Source organism: Sphingomonas sp. PP-CE-3G-477 (assembly GCF_003050745.1).
Lineage (GTDB): Bacteria > Pseudomonadota > Alphaproteobacteria > Sphingomonadales > Sphingomonadaceae > Sphingomonas.
The window spans coordinates 95,176-115,360 of the sequence record NZ_QAOF01000002.1 but is presented as its reverse complement, the minus strand read 5'-3'; the positions used below and the strand labels follow the sequence as shown (position 1 = coordinate 115,360).

Sequence of the window (20,185 nt, the reverse complement as noted above, 5' to 3'; positions counted from 1 at the left end):
ATCAGCTTTTGATCAGGATCGCATCCGACGGCAGGATGCGATCGAGGAACGGCAGGATCGCGGCGCCCACCGCGGGCGCGTCCAGCGACAGGCTGGCGCGCTGCATCGGTGCGGTCGCCGGCATGTTGGGCGCTGCGGCGCGAAGCTTGCGATGGGTGTCCGCCGCCAGCCGATCGAGCACGTCCGCCGGCAGCCGCCCGCCGAACAGCACCGCGGCGGGATTGATGAGACAGTTCACCGCGGTGATTGCAGGCACCAGCGCACTCGATGCATCGTCGAGCCATGCATCGACATGCGGCGCGAAGGCATCGGGGAATGGCTGCGTCGGATCGATCCCGGGCTGCATCACGCCGGCCTTTTCGAGGCGCGTGGTCAGCGCCGACAGCGACACGACATCCTGAAGCACGCGCGTCGCATCGTCCGCCAGCGGGAGAAAACCGATCTCGCCACTCCGTGCGTTGGCGCCGCGATAATAGGCGCCGTCGATCACCAGGCCGCCGCCCAGTCCTGCGCTGACCAGGACGTAGAAGAAGCTCGCATGATCGTGACCATCGCCGAACTGCGCTTCGCCGATCGCCGCGGCGGCCGCATCGTTGTCGACGTGGATCGACCACGGCACGACGTCGGCGAGCAGCGTCGGCAGGTCGACCGCGCCCCACGCCTCGTAGCCCGCCGGACGGTGCGGCAACGCGACCCTGCCGAGATCGTCGGGCAACGCGATGCCGACGCCGAGCACCCGGTCCATGCCGATGACCCCGGTCTCGCGGATCGCGGCGATCCCCGCGCGGATGACCTCCACCACGTCGCCTGGCATGGCGAACGGCACCTGTCGCGTGAAGCGCGAGCGGACGACGCCCGCGAGGTCCAGCGAGACCAAAGTCACGTGATCCCGGTCGATGTTCAGCCCGATCGCAAAGCAGCCATCGGGATTGATCCGCAAGCGTACCGCAGGCTGGCCGCGGCCGCCCGTGCGGCGACCCGCATCGATGATGAGATCGGAGTCGAAGAGCCGCCCGGTGATGTTGGCGATGGTCGGCGCGGTGAGGTTGGTCATCGCCGCGATCTCGGTTCGCGTGATGTCCGGATGGCGGCGAATGACCTGCAGCACGACCCGCTGGTTGTAATCGCCGGCGCGCGCCAGATTGGTGCCGGACAGACTGGGGCCAAGCCTTACCGCGCGCTCGTCCGCGGTGACGCCACCGTAGCTCGACGGCTCGAAATCCGAGAAATCCATCGGCTTGCTCATGCCCCGGCGTGAGCGAACGGCGCGATCGTCTCGACCTGATCGAATGCGGGCTGGAACGTCGACATGGAGGTACCAACCGCCGCCACGGCATATGCTTTCGCGCGATAGGTCACGACATTCCCTCCCGACTTCGTGCGCAATCCCGATCGGCGACCGCGTCGCTCGTATCCGGAATGCCCACCCCGACGCCGCCGTCACACGACACCGGTCCGCTGATGTACGCCGATCGCAGCTTTTCACCGTCTCGAACTTGCGCGAGTTTCGAGTAATCACGCGGGACGGTCAATAAAGAAATCAATTTTCTTATACTAGATTGGTCCTAGTCGGTGGGTATCGGCATCGCCTCTTGTCCGATGCCGATACCTCCAAATCCCGGTTCAAACCGGTCGCACCGATGTCAGAGGACGGCGATCAGCGAACGATCTGCAGTTGTTGCAGCATGAACGCCTGCCATTCGGAGTTCTGACGATAGCGTTCAAACCGGCCGGACTTGCCGCCATGCCCTGCCTCCATGTTGACGCGGAACAGCAGCGGGTTTGTGTCGGTCTTGAGTTCGCGGAGCTTCGCCACCCATTTGGTCGGCTCGTAATATTGCACCTGGCTGTCCCACAGCCCGGTGCCGACATAGAGCGCCGGATAGGCCTTCGCCTTGACGTTGTCGTACGGCGAATAGCTCAACATGTAATCGTACGACGCCTTTTGCGCGGGGTTGCCCCACTCGTCATACTCGAACGTGGTCAGCGGGATCGACGCGTCGAGCATCGTCGTCACCACGTCGACGAAAGGCACCTGCGCGATGATCAGCTTGTAGTCGGCCGGCGCCATGTTCGCGACGCCGCCCATCAGTAGCCCGCCAGCACTGCCGCCCATCGCCGCGACGCGGTCCCTCGCCGCGTATTTCTGCGCGACGAGATAGCGGGTGACGTCGATGAAGTCGGTGAAGCTGTTCTTCTTGTTGAGCAGATGGCCGTCGTCGTACCAGCCGCGCCCCATCTCCTGCCCGCCGCGGATATGCGCGATCGCGTAGATCACGCCGCGATCGAGCAGCCCTATCCGGCCCGGATCGACCGCCGGGTCGCTCGAAATGCCGTAGCTGCCGTAAGCATATTGGAAGAGCGGTGCGGTGCCGTCGCGCTTGGTGCCCTTGGCGTAGACCAGCGACACCGGGATCCGCGTGCCGTCACGCGCCGGCGCCCAGACGCGTTCGGTGACGTATTTCGCGGGGTCGTAGCCCGGCACCGGCGCGACCTTCAGCACGCGGCGCTCGCCGGTCTTCGCGTTGACCTCGTAGGTCGTGGTCGGCGTCACGAGCGAGCCGTAGGTGTAGCGCACCCACGGCGTCGCGGTCTCTTCGTTGACGTCGAGCGACATCCGATAGGCGGGCTCGTCGGCGGTCACCGGGGTCGACTTGCCTGCGTCGTTCAGCACGCGGATCATGCGGTTGCCGCCCTCGCGCTGGTCGATCGCGACGAAGCCATCGAACGGCTTGAACCCCTCGATGAAGACGGTGCCGCTGGCCGGAGTCAGGTCGCGCCATGCGGCGGTTCCCTTGGCCAGATCGGCGTCGGCGACGGTCACCAGCTTGTAGTTCTTCGCGGCCTTGTTCGTGCGGATGATCCAGCGGTTGCCGATGTGATCCGCGCTGTAGCGGAACTCGCGCGCGCGTGGTGCGACGATCGTGAAGTTGCTCGGGGCCGCGGCCGGCGCGCAGCGTTGCTCGTCGCTGACCGTGCTGCTCACGCCGATGCAGACGAACTTGTCGTCGGCGGTGCGCGAGACGCCCATCGAATAGGTGTCGTCCTTCTCCTCGTACAGCAGCCGATCGCTGACGACGGGCGTGCCGAGGACGTGCGCCTTCACGCGGTAGCCCCGGAGCGTGACCGGGTCCTTCTCGACATAGAGGATGGTCTTGTTGTCGTCTGCCCAGACGACGTTCGGCTCGATGTTCGAGAGCGTGTCGGCGATCGTCGCGCCGGTCGCAAGGTCCTTGACCTTGAGCACGTATTGGCGACGGCCGACGGTATCTTCCGCCCAGGCGACGCGGGCGTTGTCGGGGCTCACCGCCCAGTCACTCAGCGCGAAGAAGCTGTGGCCCTTCGCCATTGCCGGCTCGTCGAACAGCGTTTCGGCGGGCGCGGTAGCGCTGCCCTTGCGGCGTTCGAAGATCGGATAATCCGCCCCGGTCTGGAACCGCGAGCCGTAATAATAGCCGTTTTTCGCATAGGGGACCGAGCTGTCGTCCTGCTTGATGTGCGATACAGTCTCTTCGTAGAGCTTGGCCTGGAGCGGCTTCAGCGAGGCGAGCTGAGCATCCGCGTAGGCGTTCTCCGCGGCGAGATACGACAGCATCTGCGGGTTCTTCCGCGTGTCGTCGCGCAGCCAGTAATAGTCGTCCTCGCGCGCGCCGTTGGGCGACGTCACCTGGAACGGCTTCTTCGCGACGCGCGGCGGCTGGACCTGCGCGACCGCCGCGGTCGAGACCAGCGCCACGCCGGCGAGCATCATGTATCGTATCGTCATTGTGCTGCTCCCTGCGCCGTTGCCGGCTTCCGGTATCGATCGAACCAGGCGATGATCGCCGACGCCTTGGCTGCGGATTGCGACGGGCGAGCGGCGAGGCCACCGTGGCTCGCGCCCGGTACCTTCACCAGCGCGGTCGGCACGCCGCGGATCTGGAGCGCCGCGTAATATTGCTCGGATTCGCTCACCGGCGTCCGGTAATCGTCGCCGCCGACCACCACCAGCGTCGGCGTCTTTACGTTGCCGACCAGGCTCAGCGGCGAGCGGTTCCAATAACTCATCGGATCCTCCCACGGCAGCTTGGTGAACCAGTAGCGCGAGGTGAACAGCGTGTTGTCCATCGTCAGCGCCTCGCTGATCCAGTTGATGACCGGCTTCTGCGTCGCGGCGGCCTTGAACCGGTCGGTCTTGCCGACGATCCACGCGGTCAGCAGCCCGCCACCAGAGCCGCCGGTCACGAACAGATTGTCCGGATCGGCGGTCCCGTCCTTGATCGCCGCGTCGACCGAGGCGATCAGGTCGTCGTAATCGGCGGCAGGGTAGGTCTTGTCGATCAGGTTGGCGAACTCGGCGCCGTAGGAGGTCGAGCCGCGCGGGTTGGTCCAGAGCACCGCGTAACCGGCGGCGGCGTAGAGCTGCATATCGGTCGCGAAACCGGGGCCGTACGCGGAGTTCGGACCGCCGTGGATCTCGAGGATCAACGGCATGCGCTGGCCTGCGACACGGCCCGGCGGGGTCGCGAGCCACGCGTCGATCGGGCGACCATCGGGTGCGGTCACCGCGATCTTCCGGACCTGTGCGAGCGCCTTCGATCCGGTCAGCACGGCGTTGAGCGTCGTCAGGCGGCGCGGTTTGCCGCCCGCCAGCACCCAGACGTCTGCGGGGGCGCTCGCATCGCCGCCGGTATAGGCGATCGTCCCGCCCTTCGAGACCGAGAACTCGCCGCCGGTATAGGGCCGGTCGAGCCCGCCGCCCGCGACGTTGTCGATCAGCGGCGTGACGCGGCCATCGACACCGATGCGGGCGACGCGACGCTGGCCGTGGTCGTCATAGCTCGCATAGAGGCTGCGGCCGTCGGTGGACCACACCGCGTCCTCGATCGCGCGGTCGAGTGTCGCGGTCAGCGAGCGCGGCGAGGCGGCGTCGCGGTCGCCGACATAGAGCTGCGTGTTCTCGTAGCTGCGGCGCTTGTCGTCGAAGCCGAGCCACGCGATCTTGCTGCCGTCTGGCGATACGCGCGGCTGCGCGTCGGGGCCGTCGCGCGTGGTCAACGTCCGCATCGTGCCGCTGTTCGTATCGACCGCGATCACGTCGGAGTTCATCACCTGGCGGTCGGCGGCTGGTCCGCGGATCGCGGCGAAGACGATGCTGCGGCCGTCTGGCGTCCACGATAGCGGGCCGCCATCGTCGAACTTGCCGTATGTCAGTTGCCGCGCGGCACCGCCGTCGGCACCGACCACGAAGAGATGGTCGTAGCCCGGCTTCACATAGCCCGGTCCATCGTTGCGGTAGTTGACCCGGTCGATGATCGTCAGCGGCTCGGCCCATTTCGCGCCCTCGGGCTTGGGCGGCTGCGTGCCGAGCTTGGTGCCCTCGCCTGCTACCGTGGCGATATAGGCGAGCTTGGTGCCGTCGGGCGACCACGCGAGCGCCTGCGGATCGCCGGGGAAGCTCGTCACGCGCGCGCTCTGGGCGCCGCCGATCCATCGGACGAAGAGCTGCGATCCCTCGCCGTCGCGCGCGGCATAGGCGATCCTTGCCCCGTCGGGCGACCAGCGCGGGCTGCTGCCGTCGGTGGCGAATGGCGTCTGGCGCCCGCTCGCTACGTCGATCAGCCAAAGCGACGATTGCATCGTGTCGGTCATCACGTCGCCGGTGCGGCGGACGTAGACGATCGTCTTGCCGTCTGGGCTGATTTGCGGATCGGCGGCGATCGTCAGGCCGAATAGGTCGCTACCGGTGAAGCTGCGCGTCAGTGCGTCCGGCACCGGAGCGGCCGGCTGTTGCTGGGCGAAGGCCGGCGTCGCCGCGAGCAGGAGGAGGGCAAGGGTCAAGCGCAACGAACGGCTCCTTCGATTGAACCGCGGTACGATGACACATTATCACGTGGTGGCAAGCGGTACGAAGGTGACCGGCAAACCATCCTTCGGCCGCGGGATCGGGAACACCTGCCACGCGTCACCGCTGCCCGCCGCCGCCTCGATCCGGTAGCGCAGGAGCAGATGCGCGATCAGCAGCCGCATCTGCATCGTCGCGAAATGCAGCCCGATGCACATATGCGCACCGCCGCCGAACGGCACCCACGCGAACCGGTGGCGGCCCTTCGACGCCTCGGGCGTGAAGCGGAGCGGGTCGAACTTGTTGGGATCGGGCCAATGCTCGGCCATCCGGTGCGTATAGGTGATACCCGTGCCGACGCTCGTCCCCGCGGGAATGTCATACCCGCCGAAGCTGAAATCCTTGAGCGCGCGCCGCGGGATAGACGGGACCGGCGGCATCATCCGCAACGATTCCTTGAACGCGTATTCGGTGAGGACGAGCCGATCGAGCTGCTCGGTCAGCGGCACGTCCGGGTCGAGCGCGGCTACCTCTTCGCGTAGCCGCTCCTGCCACTTCGGGTTGCGCGCGAGCAGCATGACGAGGCTGGTCGCGGACGAGGTGATCGTGTCGTGCGCCGCCATCATCAAGAAATTCATGTGGTCGGCGATCGCCAGCGCGCTCAGCGGCGCGCCGTCGTCATCGGTCGCGCGGCAGAATTGCGAGAAGAAATCCTGGCCGTTTCCGGTGCGTCGTGCGGGGATCTCGCGCTCGAAAAAGTCGACCAGATACGCGCGGGCGCGGACGCCTTTGCGCATCTGCGTGCCGGGCCAGGGTTTGCGGATCGGCGAGACGCTCGCCTGGACCTCGTCGACGAACGCCTGGTTGATCCGATCCGCTTCGGCGCCGAGCGGCACGCCGAGAAAGCTGGTCGCGGCGAGATCGAGCGTGAGCTTCTTGACCGCGTCGTAGAAGCGCAAGGTCTGCCCGGCCCAGCCACCGATCGCGGCCGCGATTCCCGCGTCGAGTTCGGTCGCGTAATGCCGCATCGGCTCGGGCTTGAACGCGACCGACAGCGCCTTCCGGTCGGCGCGATGCTTGTCGAAATCCATCAGCATCAGGCCGCGCGGGAACAGCATGTTGAGCAGCGGGCCCCAGCCCTGTTCGGACGAGAAGATCTTGTCGCGATCGAACAGCACCAGCTCGTTCGCGTCGGGGCCGAGCAGGTTGATGCCGGTGCCGCCGAGCGCGCGATTGCGATAGATCGGGCCGTAGCGTGCCGCCATACTTTCCGAAAATGCGATCGGATCCGCCAGCAATTTGAAGGTGTTGCCGAAGAACGGCAGGCCATAGCTGCCGGGAATGTGATCGAGCGCGCCTTTTGGCTGACGCGGGAGCCAGTGCGGACTGGCGTTCTGCAACATGGCGTGGCTCATCGACAAATCCTCAGCGACATGCCGGCTTGGCAAGTCCCGAATACCGGCATAACTATTGTTCTGCAACCGGGCGCGGACTTCGGGGCTTTGACAGGAGAGATGCATGGACCTCGCAAACAGTGCTGCCGTGGTGACCGGCGGGGCGTCTGGATTGGGCGCCGCGACTGCGCGCGCGCTGGCTGCCAAGGGCGTGAAAGTGGCGATCTTCGACCTTCAGGCGGACAAGGGCGAAGCGCTTGCCGGGGAGATCGGCGGGGTGTTCTGCAAGGTCGATGTGACCTCGGACGACAGCGTCGATGCGGGGTTCGCGGCGGCGCGTGCGGCGCACGGCCAGGAGCGGATCCTGGTCAATTGCGCGGGGACGGGGAACGCGGCGAAGACCGCGGGGCGGTCGAAGCAGGATGGCTCGATCAAGCATTTCCCGCTCGATGCGTTCGATCGGATCATCCAGATCAACCTGGTCGGCACGTTCCGCTGCCTCGCGAAATCGGCGGCTGGGATGTTGACGTTGGAGCCGGGCGAGGACGGAGAGCGAGGCGCTATCGTTAATACGGCTAGCGCGGCGGCGGAGGACGGCCAGATGGGGCAAGCCGCGTATTCGGCGTCGAAGGCAGGCGTGGTTGGGATGACTTTGCCGATCGCGCGCGACCTGATGAGCGAGGGGATCCGGGTGAATACGATCCTGCCGGGGATCTTCGACACGCCGTTGCTGGCGGCCGCCCCGCAGCAGGTGCGCGATGCGCTGGCGGCTTCTGTGCCGTTTCCGAAGCGGCTCGGCCGGCCGGAGGAGTTTGCGGCGCTGGCGCTGACGATGATCGAATGCGGGTATTTTAACGGTGAGGATGTGCGGCTGGACGGCGCGATCCGGATGGCGCCGCGGTAACGCGTCTGAACATTGGTTCATAAGAAACACCACCCCGGCGGAGGCCGGGGCCCAGTTGGGGAACGTTGCTAACGAGGAGCTGCGCTCCGTTACTGCGACCTTTCCAACTGGGCCCCGGCCTTCGCCGGGGTGGTGCATTGTGAAGGGCGAACCTTCAGGCCGCCCGCGCCAGTTGCTGCCCCTTGATCATGTCCGCCGCCTTCTCCGCGATCATGATCGTCGGCGCGTTGGTGTTGGACCCGATCAGCGTCGGCATCACCGAGGCGTCCACCACCCGCAACCCCTGAAGTCCGTGCACGGCCAAGGTCGCATCGACCACCGCCAGCGCGTCGTCCGCGGCGCCCATCTTGCACGTCCCGACGGGGTGGTAGATCGTCTCCGCCGTCCGCCTTACCCAGGCGTCGATCTCGTCGTCGGTGCGGACATCCTCGCCCGGCGACAATTCTCCCGCACGGTACGGATCCAGCGCCGCCTGCCGCGCGACATCGCGACCGATCCCGACGCAGGCCCGCATCACCCGACGATCCTCCGCGGTCGCGAGATAGTTCGCGACGATCGTCGGATCGGCGAACGGGTCGGCAGAGCGCAGCCCGATCCGTCCGCGACTCTGCGGCCGCAACTGGCAGAGATGCAGCGTGAAGCCGTCCTCGGTCGCCTTCACCTTGCCGTGATCCTGCATGATCGCGAGCACCGCGTGGATCTGCACGTCGGGCCGCGACAGCCCCTCGCGCGACGACACGAACGCGCCTGCCTCGAGGAACTGCTGCCGCCCCGCTCCCTTGCCGCGCAACAGGTAATTGAGCCCGACGCCGATCATCCCCACGCCCTTGGTCATCGCGTACCCGGTCCGCAGCCCGCGCGATTTCCAGTTCATCACGACATCGAGATGGTCCTGCAAATTCTCGCCGACGCCCGGCAGCGCGTGGACCACGCCCACCCCCGCCGCGGTCAGCCGATCGGGATCGCCGATCCCCGACAGCTGGAGGATATGCGGCGACTGCACCGCCCCCGCACACAACAGCACCTCGCGCGTCGCCGTCACACTCTCCCCGCGCGCGCCCTTGTCGAGCACGTAATCGACGCCGGTCGCACGTCCCTTGTCGATCCGGATCCGCGTCGTCCGTGCGCCCGTGACGCAGGTCAGGTTGCGCCGCGACAGTACCGGCCGCAGATACGCCGCTGCCGTGCTCCAACGCTTCCCGTCCGCAACGGTCAGGTCGTAGCGCCCGAACCCTTCCTGGCTCGCGCCATTGAAATCCTCGGTCACCGGATAGCCAGCCTGCCGCCCGGCCTCAACCAGCGCGTCGTAGAACGGGCTGTCGGACTCGCCGCCCGAGATCGTCAGCGGCCCGCCGCCGCCGTGTAGGTCGCACTCACCGCCATGATGGCCTTCGAGCCGCTTGAAATACGGCAGCACGTCGTCGAACGACCAACCGGGCAGGCCCATCTGCCGCCACTCGTCATAGTCCTGCGGATGGCCCCGCGTATAGATCATGCCGTTGATCGACGAGCTGCCGCCCAGCCCCTTGCCGCGCGGCCACCACAGGCGACGGTTGTCGAGATGCGGCTCGGGCTCGGTCGAAAAGCCCCAGTTGCTCGCGTTCTTGCTCTTGATGAGCTCGCCCACGCCTGCGGGCATCCGCACCAGCACGCCGTCGTTGCGCCCGCCCGCCTCGAGCAGCAGCACGGTCACCGCCGGGTCCTCGGTCAATCGCGCGGCGAGCACACAGCCGGCCGAGCCCGCGCCGATAATTACGTAGTCATACGTCTGCATGCCCGCATCCTCTTGTTCGCGCTCCGCTTTTTACGGAGTCGCGGTATCAGGCTAGCGCTCGCACAGCAGCGTTAGCAACCCGTTGCGTAGCACGCCGCGATCGAGACCCTCGACGGGATGCACTTCGCTCAACCCGACCGCGAGCAGCGCATAGCCACGAATACCCGCCTCGACGGAGTCGAACCCGTGCGCGGTCAACTGCGCGACGAGGAACGCCATGACCTTGTCGTCATGCTCGCGGATCGCCGCCGCCGCCCGTGCGTCGCTCTTCGCCCAGGCACGCATAGCGAGCGCCAGTTGCGACATGTCGTGCTCGCGGACATGCTCGGCGAACGCGCGGATCCGCTCGACCGGCGCCAAGTCGGACGCGGTCAGCGACGCTAGCAACGGATCGATCTGTGCCTCTGCGAAATACTCGGCGAGCGCCGCGTGATAGCCGTCGAAATCCTTGAAATGATGATAAAAGCTGCCGGTCGACGCGCCCGCCGCCTGCGCCAGGCCGCGGAGTTTCAGCGCACGCAGGCCGCCGCTTTTCAGCAGCGCCTGCCCGATCTCGAGCCAGTCGCGCGGCGCCAGATCCGCCCGGGTTGCCGCCGCGTCTTCGATCGATACCGTGCTTGACAAGCCACTCTCCATAACGAATGTTACGTCGGAACGAGGCCGGGCGCAATCCGGCTTCACCTAGCATTAGGCATCACGATCGGACCAGACCGGCGGATGCGACAGGAGAGCGATGTTGGCCGAGGCATTGATCATCGACGCCGTCCGTACCCCGCGCGGTATCGGCAAGACGGGCAAGGGCGCCCTAGCCCATATGCATCCCCAACACCTCGCCGCGACCGTGCTGAAAGCGATTGCCGAGCGCAACCACCTCGAAACCGCCGATGTCGACGACATCATCTGGTCGACTTCGACTCAGCGCGGCGAACAGAGCGGCGATCTCGGGCGGATGGCGGCGCTCGACGCGGGCTATGACGTGAGGGCGAGCGGGACGACGCTCGACCGGTTCTGCGGCGGCGGGATCACCGCGGTAAACTTCGCCGCGGCGCAGATCATGAGCGGGATGGAGGACCTCGTCATCGCCGGCGGGACCGAGATGATGTCGCTGACTACCACCATGATGCAGGACGACATGGCGGCGGGGAAGCGGCCGCTCGGGATCGGCTCGGGCAACGCCAGGCTCGACGCGGCGCATCCGCAATCGAACCAGGGCATCTGTGCCGACGCCATCGCCAGTATCGAGGGGATCGACCGCGAAACGCTCGAAGCGCTTGGGCTCGAGAGCCAGCGCCGCGCCGCGGTGGCGATCGCCGAAGGACGCTTCGACCGCAGCCTCGTGCCGGTCACCGACGACACCGGTGCGCTCGTGCTCGAAAAAGACGAATATCCACGGCCCGATACGACCGCAGAGGGGCTCGCCGCGCTGCGTCCTTCGTTTGCCGGGATTGCCGACATTCCGCTCGACGACAGGGGCACGACGTATCGCAAGCAGATCAACCGCCGCTATCCCGACGTGGATATCAAGCACGTCCATCATGCCGGCACTTCGTCGGGCGTGGTCGATGGCGCTGCTGCTGTGCTGCTCGCCAGCGCCGACTATGCGGCCAAGCACGGCCTTAAGCCCCGCGCGCGGATCGTCGCGATGGCGAACATGGGCGACGACCCGACGCTGATGCTCAACGCCCCCGTCCCCGCCGCGCGGAAAGTGCTCGCGAAGGCCGGGCTGACGGTCGACGACATCGACCTGTGGGAGATCAACGAGGCGTTCGCGGTGGTCGCCGAGAAGTTCATCCGTGACCTGAAACTCGACCGCGACAAGGTGAACGTCAATGGCGGCTCGATCGCGCTCGGCCATCCGATCGGCGCAACCGGCGCGATCCTGATCGGCACGATTTTGGACGAGCTCGAACGCCGCGACCTGAAGCGCGGGCTCGTGACGATGTGCGCGGGCGGCGGGATGGCGCCGGCAATAATCATCGAGCGCGTCTGATGCACCCAGTCGCGCACGCGCTGACGACACCCGACAAACCCGCCTACATCATGGCGGCGACGGGCGAGACGGTGACGTATCGCGACTTGGACGAACGGGCGAACCAAGGGGCGCATCTGCTCCGCTCGCTCGGGATGAAGCGCGGTGACGGGATCGCGGTGCTGATGGACAATTCGCCGCGCTATCTCGAAGTGATGTGGGCGGCGGAGCGCACCGGCGTCTACTGCACCTGCCTGTCCTCGAAACTCACCGCGAGTGAGGCAGCGTACATCATCCGCGACGGCAATTGCCGCGTGCTGATCGCGAGCAAGGGGTGCGGCGAGGTTGCGGCCGCGCTGGCGCCGATGCTCGACGACGTGCGCCGCTACGTCGTCGACGGCGCGATCGACGGGTACGCGTCTTACGAAGCCGCGCGCGATGCGAAGCCCGGCACACGAATTGCCGACCCGACTCCTGGCGGAATTCTGCTCTATTCGTCGGGCACCACCGGCAAGCCGAAGGGGGTAAAACACGCGCTGTCGGACGAGCCATTCGGGACCAACGTCTCGCCGCTCGTGATGCTCGGCAAGGGGCTGTACGGGTTCACGCCCGAGATGGTCTATCTCTCGCCTGCGCCGCTTTATCATGCCGCGCCGCTACGCTGGTCGATGGCGGTGCATCAGGTCGGTGGCACCGTCGTCGTCATGGAGCATTTCGATCCCGAAGCCGCGCTCGCGGCGATCGAACGGTTCCATGTCACGCACGCGCAATGGGTGCCGACGCATTTCATCCGCCTGCTCAAACTGCCGCCCGAAGTCCGCGCGCGCTACGATGTGTCGTCGCTGAAGGCGGTGTGGCACGCCGCCGCCCCCTGCCCGCTGCCGGTCAAGCAGGCGATGATCGACTGGTGGGGCCCGATCATCGGCGAATATTATGCCGGCACCGAAGGCAACGGGTTCTGCGCGATCTCCAGCGCGGAATGGCTGACGCACAAGGGCTCGGTCGGCCGTAACCTGACCGCGCAGACGATGATCTGCGACGAGGACGGCAACGCACTCCCCGCGCGCTCCGAAGGCGACGTCTATTTCGCGGGGGGCGGCGCGTTCGAATACCACAACGATCCCGCCAAGACCGCGGAGGCCGCCAACGCGCACGGATGGACGACGCTCGGCGATGTCGGCTGGCTTGACGAGGAGGGCTATCTCTACCTCACCGACCGCAAGAGCTTCATGATCATCTCGGGCGGCGTGAACATCTACCCCGCCGAGATCGAGAATTTGCTCGTCACCCACCCGAAGGTCGCCGACGTCGCGGTGATCGGCGCGCCGGATGACGAGATGGGCGAGCAGGTGGTGGCGATCGTCTGCCCCGTCGATCCATCCGAGGACCGCGTGCATCTCGCCGCCGAACTTAGCGCCTTCGCCCGCGCGAACCTCAGCCATGTGAAAGCGCCACGCCGGATCGACTTCCGCGGGACGCTGCCGCGGCACGAGACGGGCAAGCTCTACAAGCGCCTGCTCCGCGACGAATATTGGGCGAAGCCTAAGGAGTCCGCATGAACTTCGATTATTCCGACGACCAGAAATTTCTCAAAGACGAGGCGCGCAAATTCCTGGCGGCGCACTGCGGCAGCGACCGGATCCGCGCTGTCCTCAACGACTCCACCAAAGCATATGACGCGGGCTTATGGAAAGCCGTCGGCGCCCAAGGCTGGCTCGGCGCAGCGATCCCCGAGGAGTTCGGCGGGCTGGGCCTCGGCCATATCGAACTCTGCGCGATCGCCGAGGAGCTTGGGCGGGCCTGCGCGCCGATCCCGTTCGCCTCGACCGTCTATTTCGTCGCCGAAGCGCTGATGCTGTACGGTAGCGACACCCAGAAAGTCCGATGGCTTCCCAGGATCGCGGCTGGTGACGTCATCGGCGCGTTCGCTACCTCCGAAGGCGCCGGCCCGGTCACCGCACGCTCGATCCGCACCGCCGTTTCCGGCGGCAAGCTCACCGGCGAGAAAATCCCCGTCACCGATGGCGACGTCGCCGACCTGATTGTCGTCCTAGCCCGCGACGGCCTCTACCTCGTCGAGCAAGGCGCAGGCGTCACTGCGGAAGTGCTCGAAACCCTCGACCCGACCCGCAGCGCCGCCCGCCTCACCTTCACCGACGCGCCCTGCGAGAGGCTCGGCAGCGACGACGGCATCGCCGCGATGCAGGCCGTGTTCGACCGCGCCGCCGTGCTCCTCGCGTTCGAGCAGCTCGGCGGTGCAGATCGCTGCCTCGATATGGCGAAGGGCTACGCGCTCGATCGCTACGCGTTCGGCCGGCAGATCGGCGGTTACCAGGCGATCAAGCACAAGCTCGCCGATATGTACGTGAAGAACGAACTTGCGCGCTCGAACGCCTATTACGGCGCGTGGGCGCTGAACGCGGGCGCCGCCGAACTCCCGCTCGCCGCCGCCACCGCGCGCGTTGCCGCGTCGGACGCGTATTGGTTCGCGTCGAAGGAGAATATCCAGACGCATGGCGGGATGGGCTTCACCTGGGAGTCCGACTGCCACCTCTATTACCGCCGCTCGCGCCAGCTCGCGCTCGTCGCAGGCAGCCCCGCGGCGTGGCGCGAACGCCTCGTCGGCCAACTCGAAATGCGCAACGCCGCCTGAAAGGACGAGCATGGACTTCAAGGACAGCGACGCCGAAGCCACTTATCGGGCCGCCGCACGCGCGTGGCTCGACGCGAACATCGTTGAGCATGACGCGGGACAATACGCCGACGACATGGCCAAGGCGAAGGCGTGGCAGGCGCGCAAAGCTGCTGGTGGCTATGCTTGCATCACATGGCCGCAGGAATGGGGTGGCGGCGGCGGCACGCCGATCGAAAGCGTGATCTTCGGGCAGGAAGAAGCGCGCCATGCGGTCGACGGCAGCTATTTCACGATCGGGCTCGGCATGTGCGTGCCGACCGTGATGGCCTATGCCGACGACGCGACCAAGCGGCGCTTCGTCGGCCCCGCGGTATGCGGCGAAGAGATCTGGTCGCAGCTCTTCTCCGAACCTGCCGGCGGGTCAGATGTCGCTGCGATCCGTACGCGAGCCGTCCGCAAGGGCGACGACTGGATCATCAACGGCCAGAAGGTCTGGACCTCGGGCGCGCATTACAGCGACTATGGCATCGTCCTGGTCCGCACCAATCCCGACGTCCCGAAGCACCAGGGCCTGACGATGTTCTGGCTCGACCTGAAGGCGCCGGGGATCGAGATCTGCCCGATCCACCAGATGTCCGGCGGATCGAGCTTCAACGAAGTCTGGTTCGAGGACGTCCGCATATCCGACGCACAGCGCCTCGGCCCGGTCGACGGCGGCTGGAAGGTCGCGCTGTTCACGCTGATGAACGAACGTCTCGCGATCGGTACGGGCGGTGGCGTCGGGCCCGAGGACATCCTCGCCTTCGCCGCCCAAGCCAACGGCGCAGACGGCCCGCTGCTGAAGGATGCCGCGTTCCGCCAGACGCTCGCCGACTGGTGGGTGCAATCTGAGGGCCTGCGCAACACCCGGATGCGGACGATCACCGCGCTGTCGAAGGGTCAGGTGCCCGGCCCCGAAAGCTCGATCGGCAAGATCGTTGCCGCCAACCAGTTGCAGGCGATCGGCAACACCGCGGTCGAGGCAGGCGATCAATACGGCATCATTTCCGACCCCGCGCTCACCCCGCTCAAAGGCGCATTCCACGCCGCGACGATGTGGGCGCCGGGCCTGCGCATCGCCGGCGGCACCGACGAGATCCTCAAGAACATCATCGCCGAACGCGTCCTCGGCCTTCCCGGCGAGATCCGCGTGGACAAGGATCAGGCGTTCCGAAATTTACCGGTGGGGGCTTGAAGACAGTGCTAGGTTTGACGCGAATTATCTGCGGTAGGAGCATGCCAAATTGCAGCCCCTGATGAAAGTTGCGAAAGTACCGGAATGAACAGCGAACCGCTTGTAATCGTGCCCATACCGGCCTTGGTGGCAATCCTGCTCAACCGCGAGCGGGCGAAGGGCGGGCCTCTGACCGAGAGCGAGGTTCTGGCTATTCGGGATAATGCCGTATCGATAGCGTTGCCGCGAGACGTGGCCGCGCACATGGCCGAAGAACGGGGTTACGACGACATAGACCAGGATGATGTTTGGGCCGAATGGAGTGCGATTAGGCACACCTTCGATGCATAAGAGCCGGTTTTCCTAAGGGATGGGCGCCCCCAATTAAGTTCGTGCTCGCGAGCTGAGCTGAGCGTCGCCGTCGAGTGTCGGCACTACCCGTCCGTACGAGAATGTAAGTTGCTTCCGTCGAGTATCGATCTGCCAAGGATTCACGAATGACCGACATGCACACCATCCTCGCCGCGCAACGGGACGCATTCATGGCCGAGCTTCCGGTCACCAAGGCCGTTCGCCTCGATCGTCTCAAGCGTGCGGCGGCGATGGTGCGGGATAACGCCGCGCGGTTCTGCGACGCGATGTCGGAGGATTTCGGACATCGCAGCCGCGAGCAGACGATGATCACCGACATCGGCGCTTCGCTCGCGCCGATCGCGCACGCTGCGAAGCATCTCGATCGCTGGATGCGCCGCGACCGCCGCCCGGTGCAGTTTCCCTTGGGACTGCTGGGCGCGAAGGCTTGGGTCGAATACCAGCCCAAGGGCGTGATCGGCATCATCGCGCCGTGGAATTTTCCGGTCAATCTGTTGATGGCGCCACTCGCAGGCGTGCTCGCCGCGGGCAACCGCGCGATGGCGAAGACGAGCGAGTACACGCCTGCCACCGCCGCGCTGTTCGAAGAGGTCGCGCCGAAATATTTCGCGCAGGACGAACTCGCGATCGTCACCGGCGGTGCGGATGTGGGGAAGGACTTCGCCGCGCTGCCGTTCGATCACCTGATCTTCACCGGTGCAACCGCGATCGGCCGTCACATCCTCCACGCCGCCGCCGACAATCTGACGCCCGTCACGCTCGAACTCGGCGGCAAGTCGCCCGTGATCCTTGGCGCATCGGCGGACATCGCGCGCGCGACCGAACGCGTCACGCTCGGCAAGATGATGAATGCAGGGCAAATCTGCCTCGCACCCGACTATCTCCTCGTTCCTTCCGCAGACGAAGCCGAGGTCGTCGACGGCATCAAGGCGGCGGCGAGCGCGATGTACCCGACGTTGCTCGCCAACGCCGACTATACGTCGGTGATCAACGATCGCCATCACCAGCGCCTCACCGAGTGGATCGCCGACGCCAAGGCAAAGGGCGCAACCGTCGAGGTCGTGAACCCCGCGGACGAGGATTTTGCCAGCGCCAACTCGCGGAAAATGCCGTTGCATATCGTCCGCGACGTCACCGACGACATGATCGTCATGCAGGAAGAGATCTTCGGCCCGGTCCTGCCGGTCCGCCGCTACGACGGCATCGACGATGCGATCGCGCAGGTGAACCGCCGCGACCGACCGCTCGGGCTGTATTATTTCGGCAGCGACGAGGCGGAGCGCCGCCGCGTGCTCGACCGGACGATTTCGGGTGGCGTGACGCTCGACGACGTGATCTTTCACATCTCGATGGAAGACCTTCCGTTCGGTGGCAGCGGTCCGTCGGGGATGGGCGCGTATCACGGGATCGACGGCTTCCGCACCTTCAGCCACGCGCGCGCGGTCTTCAAGCAATCGCGGCTCGACGTCGCCAAGCTCGCCGGGCTCAAACCGCCTTACGGGGCGGCCGCTGCCAAGACGATCGCGCGGATGATCCGCTGACGAACGCCGACAGTGTGGCGCACGGGATACGCTAGCGGCCAATTAGGACGAGCGTCTCACAATCGTCTTCGAACTGACGCCGCACCGTAACGTCGAGCGGCAATGTGCACTGCAGCGCAATCGCGCGCTGCAAAGGGGCTCCATGCACATCATCTCGTCGCTGCTGACCGGCGTCGCGCTAACCGCGCTCGCAGTGCCCGCCGCCGCCCAGACGCTGCCCGACGCAGCGCCAGTCGCACCATCGGTCGACGCAGGACCGGTCGATGCAGCACCGGACGATGCCGGGGCGGGATCCGACATCGTCGTGCTCGGTTTCGGCCAGAGCCGCCAGGTCCAGAGCGTCAGCGCCGTCGACCTCGCGCGGCTCACCCCCGGTTCGAGCCCGCTCAAGGCGATCGAGAAGCTTCCCGGCGTCAATTTCCAGGCGTCCGACCCGTTCGGCGCGTATGAATGGGCGGTCCGCATCTCGCTGCGCGGGTTCAACCAGAACCAGCTCGGCTTCACGCTCGACGGCGTGCCGCTCGGCGACATGAGCTACGGCAACGTCAACGGCCTGCACATCAGCCGCGCGATCATCTCCGAGAACGTCGCCCGCACCGAGGTCGCACAGGGCGCCGGCGCGCTCGGCACCGCATCGACCAGCAACCTCGGCGGCACGATCCAGTTCTTCAGCGACAAGCCGCGCGATACCGCCAACGTCACCGGCGGCGGCACCTATGGCTCCGACAGCACGTACCGCGGCTATGCGCGTATCGACAGCGGTGATCTCGGCGGCGGTCTGAAGGGCTATCTGAGCTATGGCTACCTCACCACCGACAAGTGGAAGGGCGACGGCGTCCAGCGCCAGCACCAGGCGAACGGCAAGATCGTCAAGGATCTGGGCAGCTTCGGCAGCCTGTCCGCGTTCGTGAACTTCTCCGATCGCCGCGAGCAGGATTATCAGGATCTCAGCTACGACATCATCCGCCGCCGTGGCCTGCGCAACGACAACATCGCCGGCAACTATCCGCTCGCGCTGCAGATCGGCAAGACCTACCAGAACCAGGTGGCGCTCGCGAGCTACACCAAGGCGAACAACGGCTCGTCGGTCGGCTTCGTCGCGCCATGGGCGGGTACCGGCACGACCTTCCCGAGCGGGTTCGGCACCGTCGACGATGCCTATTTCGATGCCGGCGGCGTGCGGCAGGATTATCTTGGTGGGGTCACGCTGAACGCGAACCTGACGCCCGAGTTGACGATGACCACGACCGGCTATTATCACAACAACAAGGGGCAAGGATCTTGGATCACGCCCTATTCGCCTACCCCGGCCGGCGCGCTGAACCAGGACGGCAGTGCGATCACCGCGACCAGCCCGCTCGGCTTCCGCACGACGGAATACAGCATCAAGCGCGGCGGTGCGCTCAGCAACATCGCGTACGAGACGGGTGCGAACACCTTCGAGATTGGTGGCTGGCTCGAGACCAACACCTTCACGCAGGCACGACGCTTCTACGGCATGACCGACAGCGCGACGCCCAACCGCGACGTGCTGAAATTCCAGAAGAACTCGTACGCGACGCAGTGGGACGGCAAATACGGCACCGACACGATGCAGTATCATGTCGAGGACACGCTGAAGCTCATCAACGACCGCCTGATCGTCAACGCCGGGTGGAAGGGCGCCTATGTCGTCAACAGTGCGACGATGCTGCCCGATACGAGCTCGCCGCTCTCGGTCGGCCGTATCTCCGCCAAGGACTGGTTCCAGCCGCAGGCCGGTATCCTGTTCAAGCTGACCCCCGCGGCGGAAGTGTTCGCGGACTATACCGAGAACATGCGTGCGTTCGTCTCGTCGGCGACCACCGGACCGTTCGCGGCGACGCAAGCCGGCTTCAACGCCGTCCGCGGCCGCCTCAAGCCCGAGCGTTCCAAGACCGCTGAGGGCGGCGTTCGCCTGCAAAGCGGGCCGTTCCAGGCATCGGCGGTCGGCTATTATGTCGACTTCTCGAACCGCCTGCTCGCCTTTGCGAACGGTGTCGGCATCCTCGGCAACGCCCCGACGCTTAACAACGCGGGAAGCGTGCGGACCTACGGCGCCGAAGTCTCGGCCAATTACCGCGTGTTCCGTCCACTCTCGCTGTTCGCGAGCTATTCCTACACCAACGCGGAATATCAGGACACGGTCACCGACGCTTCCGGCTCGGTCCAGGTCCGCAAGGGCGACACCGTCGTCGATACGCCCAAGCACATGGTCAAGGGCGAGATCGTGCTCGAACAGTCGGGCTTCACCGGCCGGGTCGGCGCGGACTACATGAGCAAGCGCTACTTCACCTACCTCAATGACCAGTCAGTACCGAGCCGCGTGCTGGTCGACGCCAGCATCGGCTACCGCTTCGAGGGTGACGACGCGCTGCACGGCGTGGCGATCGAGGGTAGCGTCACCAACCTTACCGACAAGAAGTACATCGCGACGATCGGGTCGAACGGCTTCACGGCCAGCGGCGACAACCAGACGTTGCTGGCCGGCGCGCCACGCCAGTTCTTCGTCTCGTTGAAGAAGGGCTTCTGATCCTCGCT

Annotated in this window: 14 protein-coding genes; 8 read left to right on the top strand and 6 right to left on the bottom strand. The window is 66.0% G+C overall.

From position 1 onward, the window contains the following. Nucleotide 1: 1 nt before the first annotated feature. The 4 genes from C8J45_RS05890 to C8J45_RS05875 form a co-directional block, all read right to left on the bottom strand. The gene (locus tag C8J45_RS05890; protein WP_107962366.1) at nucleotides 2-1,246 is read right to left on the bottom strand and encodes an ROK family transcriptional regulator; all 1,245 of its coding nucleotides are present in this window, start codon (nucleotides 1,244-1,246) and stop codon (nucleotides 2-4) included. 411 nt (nucleotides 1,247-1,657) lie between these two features. Next, complete coding sequence (locus tag C8J45_RS05885) at nucleotides 1,658-3,766, bottom strand: S9 family peptidase (protein WP_219907357.1); 2,109 nt, start codon at nucleotides 3,764-3,766, stop codon at nucleotides 1,658-1,660. Further along, nucleotides 3,763-5,826 carry a S9 family peptidase gene (locus C8J45_RS05880; RefSeq protein ID WP_107962365.1) on the bottom strand — a complete coding sequence of 688 codons (2,064 nt, stop codon included), beginning with the start codon at nucleotides 5,824-5,826 and terminating at the stop codon, nucleotides 3,763-3,765. The genes C8J45_RS05885 and C8J45_RS05880 overlap by 4 nt, the downstream gene beginning before the upstream one ends. Before the next feature lie 42 nt (nucleotides 5,827-5,868). Next, on the bottom strand, nucleotides 5,869-7,239 hold the full coding sequence (locus C8J45_RS05875; protein WP_107962364.1) for a cytochrome P450: 1,371 nt from the start codon (nucleotides 7,237-7,239) through the stop codon (nucleotides 5,869-5,871). A 103-nt stretch (nucleotides 7,240-7,342) separates the two neighbouring features. Here C8J45_RS05875 and C8J45_RS05870 point away from each other — a divergent pair, with 103 nt between their 5' ends. Then, on the top strand, nucleotides 7,343-8,122 hold the full coding sequence (locus C8J45_RS05870) for an SDR family NAD(P)-dependent oxidoreductase (RefSeq protein WP_107962363.1): 780 nt from the start codon (nucleotides 7,343-7,345) through the stop codon (nucleotides 8,120-8,122). 154 nt (nucleotides 8,123-8,276) lie between these two features. Here C8J45_RS05870 and C8J45_RS05865 read toward each other — a convergent pair whose 3' ends face one another. Continuing rightward, nucleotides 8,277-9,896, bottom strand: a complete 1,620-nt coding sequence (locus C8J45_RS05865; protein ID WP_107962362.1) for a choline dehydrogenase — start codon at nucleotides 9,894-9,896, stop codon at nucleotides 8,277-8,279. Between the two features lie 51 nt (nucleotides 9,897-9,947). Then, nucleotides 9,948-10,520: a TetR/AcrR family transcriptional regulator gene (locus tag C8J45_RS05860; RefSeq protein WP_181321123.1), complete on the bottom strand. Its 573-nt coding sequence runs from the start codon at nucleotides 10,518-10,520 to the stop codon at nucleotides 9,948-9,950. A gap of 112 nt (nucleotides 10,521-10,632) precedes the next feature. On the opposite strand from C8J45_RS05860, the gene C8J45_RS05855 reads away from it, so the two are divergent. The 7 genes from C8J45_RS05855 (at nucleotide 10,633) to C8J45_RS05825 (ending at nucleotide 20,177) form a co-directional block, all read left to right on the top strand. Beyond that, a complete protein-coding gene (locus C8J45_RS05855) occupies nucleotides 10,633-11,886 on the top strand; it encodes an acetyl-CoA C-acetyltransferase (RefSeq protein WP_107962608.1) in 1,254 nt (417 codons plus the stop codon). After that, nucleotides 11,886-13,424, top strand: coding sequence for an acyl-CoA synthetase (locus C8J45_RS05850; RefSeq protein WP_107962360.1), 1,539 nt, complete (start codon nucleotides 11,886-11,888; stop codon nucleotides 13,422-13,424). Before C8J45_RS05855 ends, C8J45_RS05850 begins: the two co-directional genes overlap by 1 nt. Then, nucleotides 13,421-14,518 carry an acyl-CoA dehydrogenase family protein gene (locus C8J45_RS05845; protein ID WP_107962359.1) on the top strand — a complete coding sequence of 366 codons (1,098 nt, stop codon included), beginning with the start codon at nucleotides 13,421-13,423 and terminating at the stop codon, nucleotides 14,516-14,518. Before C8J45_RS05850 ends, C8J45_RS05845 begins: the two co-directional genes overlap by 4 nt. Before the next feature lie 10 nt (nucleotides 14,519-14,528). Next, nucleotides 14,529-15,734 (top strand): acyl-CoA dehydrogenase family protein, encoded by a 1,206-nt coding sequence (locus C8J45_RS05840; protein ID WP_107962358.1) that lies wholly within the window; start codon nucleotides 14,529-14,531, stop codon nucleotides 15,732-15,734. 84 nt (nucleotides 15,735-15,818) lie between these two features. Further along, entirely contained in the window at nucleotides 15,819-16,064 is a 246-nt protein-coding gene (locus C8J45_RS05835; RefSeq protein WP_107962357.1) for a hypothetical protein, read from the top strand. Nucleotides 16,065-16,210: 146 nt separating this feature from the next. Beyond that, nucleotides 16,211-17,626: a coniferyl aldehyde dehydrogenase gene (locus C8J45_RS05830; RefSeq protein ID WP_107962356.1), complete on the top strand. Its 1,416-nt coding sequence runs from the start codon at nucleotides 16,211-16,213 to the stop codon at nucleotides 17,624-17,626. A 142-nt stretch (nucleotides 17,627-17,768) separates the two neighbouring features. After that, nucleotides 17,769-20,177, top strand: coding sequence for a TonB-dependent receptor (locus tag C8J45_RS05825; RefSeq protein ID WP_107962355.1), 2,409 nt, complete (start codon nucleotides 17,769-17,771; stop codon nucleotides 20,175-20,177). Nucleotides 20,178-20,185 lie beyond the last annotated feature (8 nt).